Annotated in this window: 9 protein-coding genes; 2 read left to right on the forward strand and 7 right to left on the reverse strand. The window is 77.5% G+C overall.

Annotation, left to right across the window (positions count from 1 at the left end; all coding sequences use genetic code 11):
• Window positions 1–36: 36 nt before the first annotated feature.
• Complete coding sequence (locus ACZ402_RS01085; RefSeq protein WP_375822625.1) at window positions 37–348, forward strand: hypothetical protein; 312 nt, start codon at window positions 37–39, stop codon at window positions 346–348.
• Here the strand turns inward: ACZ402_RS01085 and ACZ402_RS01090 are convergent.
• From ACZ402_RS01090 to ACZ402_RS01105, 4 genes are all read right to left on the reverse strand, one after another.
• Window positions 335–1225: an LLM class flavin-dependent oxidoreductase gene (locus ACZ402_RS01090; RefSeq protein WP_375822624.1), complete on the reverse strand. Its 891-nt coding sequence runs from the start codon at window positions 1223–1225 to the stop codon at window positions 335–337. The two genes, ACZ402_RS01085 and ACZ402_RS01090, sit on opposite strands and share 14 nt — an antisense overlap.
• 53 nt (window positions 1226–1278) lie before the next feature.
• Window positions 1279–2289 (reverse strand): MBL fold metallo-hydrolase, encoded by a 1011-nt coding sequence (locus tag ACZ402_RS01095; protein ID WP_375822623.1) that lies wholly within the window; start codon window positions 2287–2289, stop codon window positions 1279–1281.
• An 8-nt stretch (window positions 2290–2297) separates the two neighbouring features.
• Entirely contained in the window at window positions 2298–2786 is a 489-nt protein-coding gene (locus ACZ402_RS01100) for a DUF7832 domain-containing protein (protein ID WP_375822622.1), read from the reverse strand.
• Window positions 2787–2927: 141 nt separating this feature from the next.
• Entirely contained in the window at window positions 2928–3992 is a 1065-nt protein-coding gene (locus ACZ402_RS01105) for an LLM class flavin-dependent oxidoreductase (protein WP_375822621.1), read from the reverse strand.
• Window positions 3993–4064: 72 nt separating this feature from the next.
• On the opposite strand from ACZ402_RS01105, the gene ACZ402_RS01110 reads away from it, so the two are divergent.
• On the forward strand, window positions 4065–4187 hold the full coding sequence (locus tag ACZ402_RS01110; protein WP_255364885.1) for a hypothetical protein: 123 nt from the start codon (window positions 4065–4067) through the stop codon (window positions 4185–4187).
• Here the strand turns inward: ACZ402_RS01110 and recD are convergent.
• From recD to recC, 3 genes are read right to left on the reverse strand one after another with little or no spacing between them, the layout of a single operon-like run.
• A complete protein-coding gene (recD, locus tag ACZ402_RS01115; RefSeq protein WP_375822620.1) occupies window positions 4163–6262 on the reverse strand; it encodes an exodeoxyribonuclease V subunit alpha in 2100 nt (699 codons plus the stop codon). The two genes, ACZ402_RS01110 and recD, sit on opposite strands and share 25 nt — an antisense overlap.
• Entirely contained in the window at window positions 6259–9837 is a 3579-nt protein-coding gene (locus tag ACZ402_RS01120) for a UvrD-helicase domain-containing protein (protein WP_465272271.1), read from the reverse strand. The genes recD and ACZ402_RS01120 overlap by 4 nt, the downstream gene beginning before the upstream one ends.
• Window positions 9834–13295: an exodeoxyribonuclease V subunit gamma gene (gene recC / locus ACZ402_RS01125; protein WP_375822768.1), complete on the reverse strand. Its 3462-nt coding sequence runs from the start codon at window positions 13293–13295 to the stop codon at window positions 9834–9836. Before recC ends, ACZ402_RS01120 begins: the two co-directional genes overlap by 4 nt.
• Window positions 13296–13370: the final 75 nt, after the last annotated feature.

Below are 13370 nucleotides of genomic sequence, written 5' to 3' on the forward strand. Positions count from 1 at the left end.
TATGCCCGCGGTGTCCGGCTCCGCTAGGGTGTCCCCGTGATCCCCCTCGCGACCGGTGCCTACTCCGTGGCCTCCGTCGTCATCGAGCTCCTCGGCTGGGTCGCCGCAGTCGCGTCGCGGGTGCCGGGCCGGGTCGGGGTCCTCGCGGGCGAGCTGCGCGAGACCGCCGTCGAGTGGGGGCTCCCGGTCGGTGAGGTGTCCGACCTCTATGCCGCCTTCCCCGTGCGGCTCGCGCTCGCCGTCGGCGCGGTCGCGCTGGTGTGCGCGGTGGTCGCCCTGATGCACGGCCTCCGCGAGCGTCAGCGCGCCGGCGGGTCGACCGACGCGTCGCGCGTCAGCGGGCGTTGAGCAGCGGCACGACCTCCCGCCCGAGGAACCGGACGAACCCCTCGACGTCCGGCTCGTCGGCGGTCGGCTGGACCGCGACGGCCGTCGCACCCGCGTCCGCCAGGGCCTGGACGGCCGCGGCGATCGTCGCGGCGTCGCCGCCAGCGCCGATGCCCTGACCGGCCTCCTTGCCCCACAGCGGCACCTCGCGGTCCACGCGCTCCTGCGCGTCCGGGCCGGTCGCCGCGATGAGCGTCGCGTGGACATCGAGGTCGCTCCCCGCTCCGAGCCGGTCACCGCCCCGGGCCGCGCGGGCCGCCGCGGCCGCCGCCCGCACGTCGTCCGGGGTGAGCGCGTTCGCGAGGATCAGGCCGTCGCCCAGCTCGCCCGCCAGCGCGAGCGACCGGGGACCCACGCCCCCGAGCCACAGCGGGACGGGCTGCGTGGGAGGCCAGTCGAGCCGCACGGCGTCGAGCGTGACGTACCGCCCCGCCGTCGTGACCTCCTCGCCCGCGAGCAGGCTCCGTAGCGCTGTGGTGTGCTCGCGCAGCAGCGTCAGGGGGGACGCGACGCGGACCCCCGCCTGCCCCATCCACTCCTGGACCCCGTGACCGACGCCCGCGACGAGCCGGCCCGGGAACATCCGGGCGAGCGTCGCGACCTCCATCGCGGTGATCGCCGTGCTGCGCAGCGGGGCCGGCATGAGCCCGATGCCGACGCGCAGGTGCTCGGTCCAGGCCAGCGCGGCGGCCGCCGACACCAGGCCCGACTGCTTGAAGCAGTCCTCCCACACCCAGAGGTCGTCGAGGCCGGCCTCCTCCGCAGTGGTGGCGAGCCGCCGCAGGCTCTCCGGAGCGTGGGTGGGCACGAACGCGATACCGAGCCGTGGTGTCGTCATGCCCGTCATCGTGCCGGGCGCCACCGACACTCGCCGCACGACCAGCCGTCCGCTCAGCCGGGGTCGCGGGGCGCGCGGGACCTCCCTCGGGCGGACCGTCGTGCGAGCTCGTCGGCCCGCGCCAGGAACGCGAGCTGCGCCGCGACGGACTGGTGCGCCGCGCCGAGGACGGACGGGTCGACGTCGGCGTAGACGCGCGCGACCACCCGCTCCACGGCGTCGTCCGCGCCCGCGGCCAACCCGAGCGCGGCGAGCGCCGCCCGCACCTGGGCCAGGCGCTCGAGCCGGTGCGCGCGGTACGCACGCACCCGCTCCGCGAGGTCGTCGACCACCGGCCCGTGGCCGGGGAGCCCCGTCGTCCGGCCAGGCCCCGCGGAGGCGACGGTCTCGATCGCGTCGAGGCTCGCGAGGTAGGCACCGAGCGAGCCGTCGGGCGCCGCGATCACCGTCGTGCCGGTCCCGAGCACGGTGTCCCCGGTGAGGACCGTCGTGCCCGACGGCGATCCCGCGCCGCCCGCAGCGGCGTCACCCGACCGGGTGCCACCGAGGGCCGCGTCGCCGAGGGGCTGGTCGGCGGGGGTCTCGTCGCCCGGGCGTGCGCCGCCCCTGGCGAGCTCGCCGGCCGTGGCGAGGTCGCCGGCCATGGCGACCGGGCCGTCGTCGGGCAGGACGAGGCAGACCGAGTCGGCGGTGTGGCCCGGGGTGGCGTGCACGACGATGCGCAGCCCGGCGGCCTGGACCACCTCACCGTCGCGCAGGGGCGCGCCACCCTGGCAGTGCGCCGGGTCCGCGGCGCGCACCGGCGCCCCGGTCCGCTCCCGCAGCCCGGGAGCCCCGGCCGTGTGGTCGGCATGGCGGTGCGTGACGAGCACGAGCTCGACCGGCCCGGCCGCCGCCAGCGCGTCGAGGTGCGCGGCGTCGTCGGGCCCCGGGTCCACGACGACGCACGTCGCCGACCCGGGCGCCCGGAGCGCGTACGAGCGTGTGCCGTCGAGCGTCATCGGACCCGGGTTGTCGGCGCGCAGCACGGCGGCGAGCCGGGTGACGGGCGTGGGCGCGGTCATCTCGGGTCTCAGGCGCGGTGGCGCAGGACCGTCGGGCACCCCTCGTCGTCCCACTGCGAGAAGCGCGCGTCGATCAGGGGACCGATGAGGTCGTACGTCTCCCACGTGTCCGGCACGCGGTACACGTCCTCGGGCTCGCCGTCGCCGGGGCTCACCGCGTCGACGTAGTCCTCCAGGTAGAGGCCGCCGCCGTCCTCGTCCTCCTCGTCGCCGGCGTAGTACGCGCTCGCGAACGCCGCGGCGACGTCGTCGAGGTCCTCGTCGACGAGCCTGCCGTCGCACGCGTCGAGCACGAACTCACCGGGCGTCGTCCTCCGGTCGCGCAGCGCGGCGAGCTCGTCCGCGGCCTCCTCGGCGAGCCCCTCGGAGACGCGCCCGCCGAGCACCGCCCACGCGAGGAACATGCCGATGTGCGTCGCGCCCGCCGCGGGGCCGGCCTCCGGCGGGTACCCCTCGCCGTCGGAGTGCCAGGACGCGTCGTCGTACGTCGTCGTCATGCGCGCGAGGCTACCGCCTCCCGCCGACCACGACATGAGGGTCGATATCCCGCGGATCATGACCCTCATGTCGTGTTCGACCGCGTGCCAGGTCGTGTTCGGCAGCGAGGCGGGTGGATGGCCCGACGGGCGGTCGGCGGGTCAGGCCGTCGGGGCGCCCGCGAGGGCGGCCGCGAGGAGCTCGAGCGTGCGGGTGCGGCCCGGGGTGGAGTCCAGCGCCTCGTCGGCGCGCGACGCCGCGACCGGCACGATCATCACCTCGTCGACCCCATGGCGCTCGGCGAGCCGACGGACCTCGGCCGCGGCGTCGTCGGGCGTCCCGACGGCCCAGCGGCGCAGGCTGTCCTCGACCATCTGCCCGGCCGCACCGTCGAGGGGCGCCGCCAGGGCCTCCTCCACGGTCTCCAGCGCGGTGAGCGGCTGACCGGTGCGCAGCCGCGACATCATCCGCGCCTGCGGGAGCGCGCGGGCCCGGGCCTCGTCGTCGGTCTCGGCGACGACCGCGTTGAGCGTGAGGAACGTGCGCGGCTCGGGGAACGCCTCGCTCGGACGGTAGCCCTCGCGGTAGAGCGCGAGGATCTCGTCGACGCCCTGACCGGAGAAGTGGTTCGCGAACACGTACGGGAGCCCGAGCTCGGCCGCGAGGCGCGCGGAGTAGTCGCTCGACCCGAGCAGCCAGACGGTCGGTGCGCCGTCGGCGGCCGGGGTCGCGTGCACGTCGTACACCTGGCCGCTCGTGAGGCGCAGCGTCGCGCCCTGCGGGCTCATGAGCGCGAGGATGTCCGTCACGTGCTGGGGGAACCGGTCGACGTCGGCCGTCGGGCCGGTGATGCGCAGGAGCTGCGTGACGACGGGGTCGGAGCCCGGCGCGCGGCCGATGCCCAGGTCGACCCGGCCGGGGGCGATCGCCTCGAGCGCCGCGAACTGCTCCGCGACGACGAGCGGCGCGTGGTTGGGGAGCATGACCCCGCCCGAGCCGACCCGGATGCGCTCGGTGACCGACGCCGCCGCGGCGATCATCACGGGCGGGGTCGACGCCGCGACCGCGGGCATGTTGTGGTGCTCGGCGAACCAGTACCGCTCGTACCCGAGCCGGTCCGCGAGGCGGACCAGGTCGAGCGACGCCCGCACCGCCTGGGTGCTGGACTGGCCCGAGCGGACGGGCACGAGGTCGAGGACGGACAGGCGCGGGGTCTGGGTGCTCACCCTGGTGCCAACCGGCGACCCCCGAGCCTCATTCCCCTGGGGAGTCGGGGCACGCCTGTCAGGATGGTCGCCATGGACGTCCCCTCGATGATCATGGGCGCCGCGATCGCGTCCGTCGCCTGGATCGTGCTCGTGCCCTGGAGCCGGCTGAAGGAGCTGCGGGAGAAGGATCAGGCGGGGCGCGCGGAGGACTGACCGCCGGGCAGCGGGGTGCGCAGCCCGCTCGCCCGGTGGACCGGGCTCGTCACCGCGGTGCGCACGGCGTCCTCGGAACCGACGACGCGCACGAACGACTGTGCCCGCGTGACCGCGGTATAGAGGAGCTCGCGTGTGAGCAGGGGCGACGTCGCGGGCGGCAGCACGAGGGTGACGCGGTCGAACTGGCTGCCCTGCGCGCGGTGGACCGTCATCGCGTGCACGGTCTCGACCGGCGGGAGGCGGTGGGTGCGCACCCGCAGCGGGGAGCGCGGGTCGCCGAACACGGCGACGACGCCGGCGCCCCCGGGTTCTGCGACGAGCACGCCCGTGTCGCCGTTGTAGAGGCCGACCTCGGCGTCGTTCGTCGTGACGAGCAGCGGCCGGCCGGCGACCCACGGAGAGTCGGTCGCGTGGTGGCCCGTGGCCTCCTCGACCCACGCCTCGACCTGCGCCGCCCACCGGCCCCGACCGGCGGGGCCGCGCCGGTGGGCGACCATGACGCGGTGCCGGGCGAGGGCGTCGAGCGCTGCGGGCGCGTCACCCGAGCGGGCCGCCTCGACCAGCAGCGTGCCCGCGGCCACGGCGTCCGCGCGGACGGTGGCCAGCACGGCGTCGTCGGGCGTGTCGTCGGGGGTCTCGAGGAACTGGACGCTCCCGTGCCCGGCCCGCAGGAGCGCGAGCGTCGCCTCCGCGTCCCCGGCCCGGATCGCCGCCGCGAGCGGCAGGATCTCGGAGTCGCGGTCCTGGCGGTGGACGGTGCGCAGCCGCACGACGCCGTTGCCCAGGACCGCGCGGTCGTCCACCTCGCCGACGGCGGGCGGCGGGGAGCCGGCGAGCGCGACGTCGGCCGTCGCCACCACGACGGTCGCGGTCGCGGGCGGCGCGACCGGCTCGCGGTGCACGAGGTCGCCGAGCACGGCCCCGGCCTCGACGGACGCGAGCTGGTCGGGGTCGCCGACGAGCACGAGCCGTGCGTCCGGCCGCAGCGCCTCGAGCAGCCGCGCCATGAGCGGCAGGGCGACCATCGAGGTCTCGTCCACGACCACCACGTCGTGCGGCAGGTGGTGGTGCGCGTCGTGCCGGAACCGGGTGCTGCTGCCGGGCCGGTAGCCGAGCAGGCGGTGCAGCGTCGTGGCGACGGGGGCGCCGACCCGCTCGCGGTCGACCGGGTCCGGGAAACCGGCGACGACCTCGCGCACCGCCTCCTGAAGGCGCGCGGCCGCCTTGCCCGTGGGCGCGGCGAGCGCCACGCGCAGCGCGGTGCCGGGGACCGTGCCCGCCGCGAGAGCGGTGCCCGCGGCGGGCGTCGTCCCTCCGGCGCCCGGAGGTACGGGGGAGGACGCGGCGCCGGACGTGGTGCCGGCGGACGACGAGGTCGGGAGCGCGGCGTCGTGCAGGACGGCGAGCAGGCGCGCGACCGTCGTCGTCTTGCCCGTGCCCGGGCCGCCCGTGAGGACGGTGAGCCGGCGCGTCGCGGCGTGCGCGGCGGCGAGGCGCTGCCGGGTGTCGTCCGCCGCGGGGAAGAGGCGCGCGAGCGCGGCGTCGAGGCGTTCGCCGTCCACGGGCAGGTCGTCCGCGGCGAGCCGACCGTCCACGTCGTGGCGCACCGCGAGCTCGTCGCGCCAGTAGCGGTCGAGGTACAGGGCGCCGCCCACCCAGCGCGCGGGGCGGTCGGCCGGCCCGTCGACGCCCACCGCGACGAGCGGGCTGCGCGCGACCGCGGCCGCCCACGCGGTGCGGTCCGGCCAGGGCAGGTCCGTGGCGTCGGTGCGCGCCGCCTCCTCGTCCTCGGGCAGCTCGAGCGACCCGAGGTCGTCGAGGCGCACGCAGACCGACCCGCTGCGCACCGCGCGCACGGCGAGCGCGACCGCGAGCAGCACCTGGTCGTCCTGCTCGCCCGTGAGGCGGCCGAGCCGCAGCGCGACGCGCAGGTCGGCCGCGGAGACCACGCGCGCGGCGTTGAACGTGGCGAGCCACGCGGGCACCCCGACGGCGAGGCGCGGGTCGCCCTCGTCCACGGGGGGAGTCACGGGCGCGGCCGGCGCCGTCGCGCCGAGAGGGGTCGTGGTCATGCGCGACCTCCGTCGAGCAGGGCGGACAGGGCGACGACGAGCCCCGGCGGGGGCGTCCAGGCGACGACGCCGTACGGCGCGCCGTCGGGACCGGTCGGGGTGTCGGGGCCGGCCATGCCGCGCACGAACAGGTACGCGCCGCCCGCGAGGTCGCGGTCGGGGTCGTAGTCGCGCACGCGCCAGCGCAGGTACCGGTGCAGCGCGACGAGGTACAGCACGAGCTGCAGGGGGTAGTGCGAGGCGAGCATCGCGTCGCGCGTCGCGTCCGGGTGGTAGTCGCCGACGGCGAGCGGCACCCCGGGCGGGCCGACGCGGTTGGTCTTGTAGTCGACGACGAGGTACCGCCGGCGGCCCGCAGGGTCGGGACGACCGTCCGGCCCCGTGGCGGGCACCCGCAGCACCGCGTCGATCGAGCCCGTGAGGTACCCCCGCAGCGGGACGCCGCCGCCCGCCGCTCCGCTCGCCCCGGAGCCGTCCGCCGCCTCGTCGGCCAGCGCGGCGAGCAGGTCGGGGTAGCGGGCGAACGCGTCGTCGGCGGGCAGGTGGGCGCGCAAGACGTCGGCGAGGTCGCGCAGCGTCGAGGGCGTGACGCCCTCGGTCTCGTCCCCGCCCGCGAGCGGGAGCTCGAACTCGAGCTCGGGCAGCCGGTCGCGCGGGTCGACGTCGGCGAGCGTGAGCCCGCCCGCGATCGGTCCGAGCGGGGTGCGCAGCGACAGGCCCAGCGCCGCCGCGAGCGACACGGGCTCCACCCCGGGCACACGGACCGTCGCAGCCTGCGCGCACCGGGCGCGGACCTCGGCGTCGAGGTCGTCCGCCGTGGTGTCGACGTACTCGAGGATCTCGTGCACCAGCGTGCCGAACGCCGTGCCCCCCGGCTGCCCCTCGTAGGGCGAGGGGACGTCGGCGCCGGGGCGGCCGGCCGGCACGACGGCGGGCGCGGTGCCGGTCCCGTCGTCGTCCGGCGTCTCCTCCGGCTCGTCCTGGACACCGGGGTCCTCGGGCTCGCTCTCGATCCCGCCGACCGGACCGTGGTGCGCGGCCGCGGTGAGGGCCGAGTACGACGCGCGCCGCCACTCGCGGTCGGGCAGGTGCGTCGCGGCGGCGAGGGCGAGGTCGGACCCGGCGCGGGCGCCGGGCGACCAGCGCTCGCCCTTCGGCCGGGCATCGATCTGCTCGACGACGACCGTCCCGCCCGAGCGCGCGGCGAGCGCCTCGAACGCGGACCGGACGGCGTCGTCGCGCATCGCGTCGGGCCGGGCGTGGCGGCCGGGCTCGCCGCCGAGCATCCGGTCCGCGAGCAGCAGCCGCGTGAGCGGGCCGGACCCGGTGCTGCGCTTGGTCGGCGTCCAGTGCACGACCACCTGGTGCCGGGCGCGCGTGAGCGCGACGTACAGCAGCCGCAGGTCCTCGCCCAGCTCTTCGTCGCGCCAGCGTGCCTTGGCGTCGACGAACCCGGGGGAGCCGACCCCGCCCAGGTGCAGGACGCGCTGCCCGTGGTCGTCGTGGAAGGCGAACAGCTCCTGGTCGTCCGACTCGAACCGCTCCCAGCCGAACGGGACGTACACGACCCCGAACTCCAGGCCCTTCGCCGCGTGCACCGTGACGACCTGGACGGCGGCGGCGTCCGTCTCGAGGCGCCGGGTGCGCTCGTCGGTGAAGACGGTGCCGACCTCGGCGATCCGGGCACGCAGCCACGCCGTGAGCGCGGCCGTGCCGAGCCCGTCGGTGACGGCGGCCTCGTGGAGCGCCTGCGTGACGTGGCGCAGGTCGGTGAGGTAGCGCTCGCCGTCGACCCGCGCCATGACCCGCGCGGTCGCACCTCCCCGGGCCGCGACCTCCGCGACCGCGGCCACGCCGCGGTCCGCGAGCAGGCGTGCCCAGGTCCGGACGGTGTCCCCGAGCTCGTCGTGGTCGGCGTCGCCGGCGGTCGCGAGCCGCTGCGCGTCCCAGCCGACGAAGGGGGTGAGGGCGAGCGCCGTCGCGCGGCGGTGCAGACCCGGCTGCTCCAGCGCGGCGAGCAGGGTGAGCCAGTCGTGGGCCGCCGCCGAGCCGAACACGCTCGACGGCCCCGACACGACCGCGGGCACGCCGAGCGCGACGAGCGCGGAGCGCACCGCCTCGGCCTGTGCGTTCGTCCGGGTGAGCACCGCGACGTCGCGCGGCTCGAGCGGCCGCCACCGTCCCGCGCCGCCGGTGCTCACGCCGTCGTCGCCCGCCGCGCCGAGCCCGTCGTCGCGCACGCGGTCGCCGCCGCCGCCGGCGGTCCCCAGCCGCCTCGCGACGTCGGCCGCGACGTCCCGGGCCAGCAGGCTGCGCGCGTCCGGTGCCGACGGCGCGGACGACCCGCCGAGGCGGTAGGCGCGCCGCGTGACCTGCCGCAGCCGCACCGGCGCGCCGCCGGAGAAGCGCGGCTCGGGGTGCGCCGCGTCGACCGGGCGCACGACGATGCGCGGGTCGCCGAGCGCCGTCTCGCCCAGCAGCGCGTGCAGGCCCGCGAGGAGCGGACCGTCGTTGCGCCAGCTCGTGCTGAGCGTCGCCGTGTCCGCGGCGTCCTCGACCGCGCGCAGGTACGTCACGACGTCCGCGCCGCGGAACGCGTAGATCGCCTGCTTGGGATCGCCGATCAGCACGAGCGTGCGGCACTCCTCGGGGTGCCCGTGGAACGCCGTCCGCAGGATCTCCCACTGCTCGGGGTCGGTGTCCTGGAACTCGTCCACCATGACGACGCGGAACCGCGACCGGACCCGCCGGGCCGCCGTCGCGCCGTGCTCGGGGTCGGTCAGCGCGCGGCGCAGCAGCACGAGCAGGTCGTCGTAGTCGAGCAGGTGCATCGCGCGCTTGCGCGCCTCGACCTCGCGGCGCGCGGCGACCGCGGCCTCGTACCGCGCCGCCGCCACCGACCCCTCGGCCGCGTCCGACGGCGCGACCACCGCCCCGTGGTCGCTCACGGCCGCCCGGGCGACGTCGCGCACGTCGCGCGGCGAGAGGATCGGCTCGGGCTCGTCGGCGAACCGTCGCACGTACAGGTCGTCCGTGACCTCCTCGACGAGGTCCGCGACGTCGGGCAGGAAGCTCGTCGTGAGGTCGACGTCGGCCGCCGTCCCCAGCGCGGTGAGCATCTGCTGGCAGAAGCCGTGCGTCGTGGTGATCGTCGCCGCGTCGAGCTGGGACAGCGCGACGCGCAGGCGCTCGCGGCGGCGGTCGAGCTCGTCGTCGTCGACCGCGGCGAGGAACGCGACGAGGGGGTCCGGGTCGTCGGCGGGGGCGGCCCCGCGCAGCGCCCGCTCGGTCGCGACGAGGCGCTCGCGGACGCGGTCGCGCAGCTCCGAGGTCGCGGCGCGGCCGAAGGTCACGAGCATGATCTCCGGCAGGGCGGCCACGCCCTCGGCGACGTAGCGCGTCGTGAGGGTCGCGATCGTGTGGGTCTTGCCCGTGCCGGCGCTGGCCTCGAGCACGACCGTCCCGCTCGGCAGCTCGCCGAACGGGTCGAAGCGCCGGGGCGCGCTGCTCGTCCCCGGCGTGCCCCCACGCGTGGGGGCGCCGCCGGGCGTGGTCCGGGACGTCACGCCGTTCACCGGGCACCTCGCAGCTCGTTCTCCAGCAGGGGCTCCCACACACGGCGCGCGAGCGCGCCGAGGCGGGTCGGGTCGTCGGGGAAGCGGCCCAGGTCGGCCGTGGTGGCGAGCCCGGCGACGTCGGGGAGGGCTGGGTCCTGGCCCCACGCGAGGACGACGTACGGGTCCTTGCGCTCGAAGCCCTTGTTCCACGCCCAGCCCGCGCGCATCAGGGCGTCGCGCGCGTCGCTCGTGCGCCGCTCCTCCGTGTAGCGCAGCGACACGTCGGGCAGCAGCGGCAACGGCTCGCGCGCCGCCTCGTCGCGCAGCGCCACGAGGTCCGTGAGGACCCGGGACGCCGTCTCGCGGTCCGGCGGGGTGAGGGTGGACCACGCGACGCCGGGGCCCCGGGACGAGCGACCGATCGCGACGGCGTCCCACGGGCGGCCCGGGTCGCTCGCCGTGAGCGCGAGCGCCTGGACCCAGGCGCGCAGCCGGTGCTTGGGACCGAGCCGCGAGTACTCGGTGCGCACGACCCGCGCCCCGTGCACGCCCGGCACGCTCCCGACGAGGGTGCGGCCGTCGGGCAGCACGGCGCGGACGTCGACCGTCTCCGCGGAGCTCAGCACGTCCTGGCTCACCGGGCGGCCCGCGGCGAGGTCGGCCTCGCGCGCGGCCTCCACGGCGGCGACGCGCAGCGGGCCGACGGCGCGGACCACCTCCTGCAACGCCGAGCGGCCCAGCTCGCGCGGCGGGACCTGGCCCCGGCGCCACTCGGCCTGCATCGCCCGGTTCGGGTCGACGCCGGCGAGCGCGGCGCGGAGCACGCGGTCGCCCACACCCCAGCCCGCGAGGCCGGTGAGCGCGAGCGGGAGGCGGTCCTCGACGTCGTCCTCCTCCAGCACGAGCCCGACGTCGAGCGTGTGCTGCGCGAACCAGCGCGGCGCGTTCTCCAGCAGGCGGACCAGGTCGTCGAGCTCGACGTCGGCGCGGGCGTCCGCCCCGGCGTCCGGGACCTCGCCGGCCTGCGGGCCGCTCTCGGCCACGGCCGGGAGCGAGAGCGGCGCGCCCACCAGCGCTCCGACCGGCTGACGCGTCTCGCGCGCCTGGCGGGCGCCGTCGAACGCCGCGCCGTCGTGGCTGAACGGACCCGGCACGCCCAGAGCGCCCGGGATGAAGTTGCGCTCGTCCACGGTCTGCAGCGGGTGCTGCACGACGACGTGCTCGCGCACCGGGCGCCCGTCGGAAGTCCGCGCCACGCGGTCGAGCGCGTCGAGCAGCTCCGCGACGGGGACCGCCGGCGGGCGGGCGGCGCCGGTGCGCTCGTCGGCGCCCGTGTGCACGACGACGAGGTGGTCGCCCGCCGCCGCGACGGCGTCGAGGAAGATCTGCCGGTCCTCGCTGCGCGCGTCGCGCTCGCCGATCTCCGGGTGCCGTGCGAGCAGGTCGTCGCCCGCGGGAGCGGCGGTGCGGGGGAAGACGCCGTCGTCGAGGCCCAGGAGGCACACGACCCGGTGCGGCACCGAGCGCATCGGCTCGAGCGAGCACACGGTGAGCGCGCCCGTGCGGAACCCGGCACGCGTCGGACGCCCCGCGAGACGGTCGTCGAGCAGCGCGCGCACGTCCGCGAGCCGCAGCGCGACCCCGCCGTGCGCGGCGCCCGCCGCGCGCACGTCGCCCAGCACGCGGCGCGCGGAGCCGATCTGCCACCCCTCCGTGGGCGGCGCCTCGGCGAGCAGCGTGAGCGCGCGGTCGAGCGCGTCGAGCCAGTGCGCGAGCGGGTGCACCCCGTCGAGCGCGCGCAGCGTCTCCGTCAGCCGCGCGACGAGCTCCGCGAGGCGGCCCGCGAGGTCCACGTCGGTCGAGCCGACGTCGTCCAGCGGCAGCGCCGGCCCGACGAACCGTGCGTCCTCGTCCGCCATCGCCGCGCCGAGCAGGAGGCGGTCGAGCGCCGCGTCCCACGTGCCCTGGCGGACGCTCTCGTTGATGTCGAATCGCGCTCGGCGCGCGCCGTCCTCGCCCCAGTGCACGCCCGCCTCGACGGCCCACTGGCGCAGGCGGTCCACGTCGTCGTCGGAGAACCGGAACCGGCGGCGGACCGGCGCGCTCGCCGCGAGGTCGAGCACCTCCGACGCCGTGACGCGGCCGTCCGCGAGGCGCAGCAGGGTGGCGAGCAGCGCGAGCACGGGGTTCGTCGTCCCGGCGCCGCGGTCGGCAAGGCTCACGCGCAGGCGCTGGCCCGGGTGCGCGTCGTCGCCGAGCTCGGGGACCGCGCCGAACGTCGCCGTGACGAGGGGGGCGAACGTCTCGACGTCGGGGCACAGCACGATGACGTCGCGCGCCTGGAGCGTGGGGTCTGCGGAGAACAGGCCGACCAGCGTCTCGCGCAGGACCTCGACCTGGCGGGCGCGGCCGTGGCACGCGAGCACCTGCACGGACCGGTCCGCCGGGTCCAGCACGTGGGCGCCGTCGGGCTCGTCGGTCCGCAGCGCGGACTGCAGCGTGCCGAGCAGCGTCGGCGGAGCCGGAGCGGCCGCGTGGTGCGACTCGACCGACGTGCTCCCCGCGAGCCGGAGCTGGAGCTCGACCGCGTCGCGGCCGGTCGACGCGAGGAACGGATGCCGCGCGAGCGTCGGCAGGTCCGCGCGGCGTCGGGTGCGCACGCCTTCCGGGCGGTCGTCCGGGGCGGCGTCGAGGGTCGCGGCGGGACCGCCGTCGAACGCCGCGACCTTCTCCCACAGCGCGGGCGACGGGTGCACGAGCCAGAGGTGGACGTCGCGGTGCTCGGCGAGCGCGTGCAGCACGCGCAGCTCGTCCTCCGGGAGCCGCGTCGGGCCGAACACGGACAGCCGCGGCGGCAGGTCGACGGCCGCCGGGTCCGCGCGCAACGCCGCGACCGCGTCCTCGACGCGACGTGCGGGGTCCGTGGCCGGGACGCGGTCGACGAGGCGGCGCCACAGCTCGGGCTGCCAGGCGAGGTCGTCCGGGGTGTCGCCGGTCTCCGGCGACGTGGCCGACCACGCGAGCACGACCTCGGGCCGCTGCCGCGCGTAGTCGACGAGCAGGTCCGCGAGCCGCCGCGCGAGCGTCAGACGTCGCCCCCGGCGCACCTCGTCGCCCGGGTCGCCGACGTAGCGCGCGAGCGGCGCCGCCCAGGGCTCGGCGAGGTGCGCGTCGAGCACCTCGAGCACCGACCAGGCGAGCCGCTCGGGGCGCCACGGGTCGTCGTCGGGGTCGAGGTCCGTGAGGTCCGCGACGACCTGCTCCACGAGCCGGCGCGGCCCGCGGAAGTCCACGTTCGCGCAGATGCCCGCCGTCTCGCCCGCGCCCAGGTGGTGCGAGAGCCGCTGCGCGAGCCACCGCTCCACGCCGCGCGTCGGGACGGCCACGACGTCCGGCGTGAACGGGTCCTCCGGCGCCTCGGCGAGCACGGCGGCGAGCGGCGCCACGAGCGCCTCGGCACGCTCGGAGCGGTGCACGTGCAGCAAGAGGACCCCTGTCGGTGGTGTCGGACCGGTCGTCGCGCCCCGCTGGTCGGCCGAGCGCTACGAGGA

It is taken from the genome of Cellulosimicrobium sp. NPDC030954, assembly GCF_055571305.1.

Bases quoted from the DNA above. Each gene is read 5' to 3' on its own strand.
- ACZ402_RS01090 (WP_375822624.1), bottom strand. From the start codon at position 1,225: ATGACGACACCACGGCTCGGTATCGCGTTCGTGCCCACCCACGCTCCG.
- ACZ402_RS01095 (WP_375822623.1), bottom strand. From the start codon at position 2,289: ATGACCGCGCCCACGCCCGTCACCCGGCTCGCCGCCGTGCTGCGCGCC.
- ACZ402_RS01100 (WP_375822622.1), bottom strand. From the start codon at position 2,786: ATGACGACGACGTACGACGACGCGTCCTGGCACTCCGACGGCGAGGGG.
- ACZ402_RS01110 (WP_255364885.1), top strand. From the start codon at position 4,065: ATGGACGTCCCCTCGATGATCATGGGCGCCGCGATCGCGTCCGTCGCC.
- recD (WP_375822620.1), bottom strand. From the start codon at position 6,262: ATGACCACGACCCCTCTCGGCGCGACGGCGCCGGCCGCGCCCGTGACT.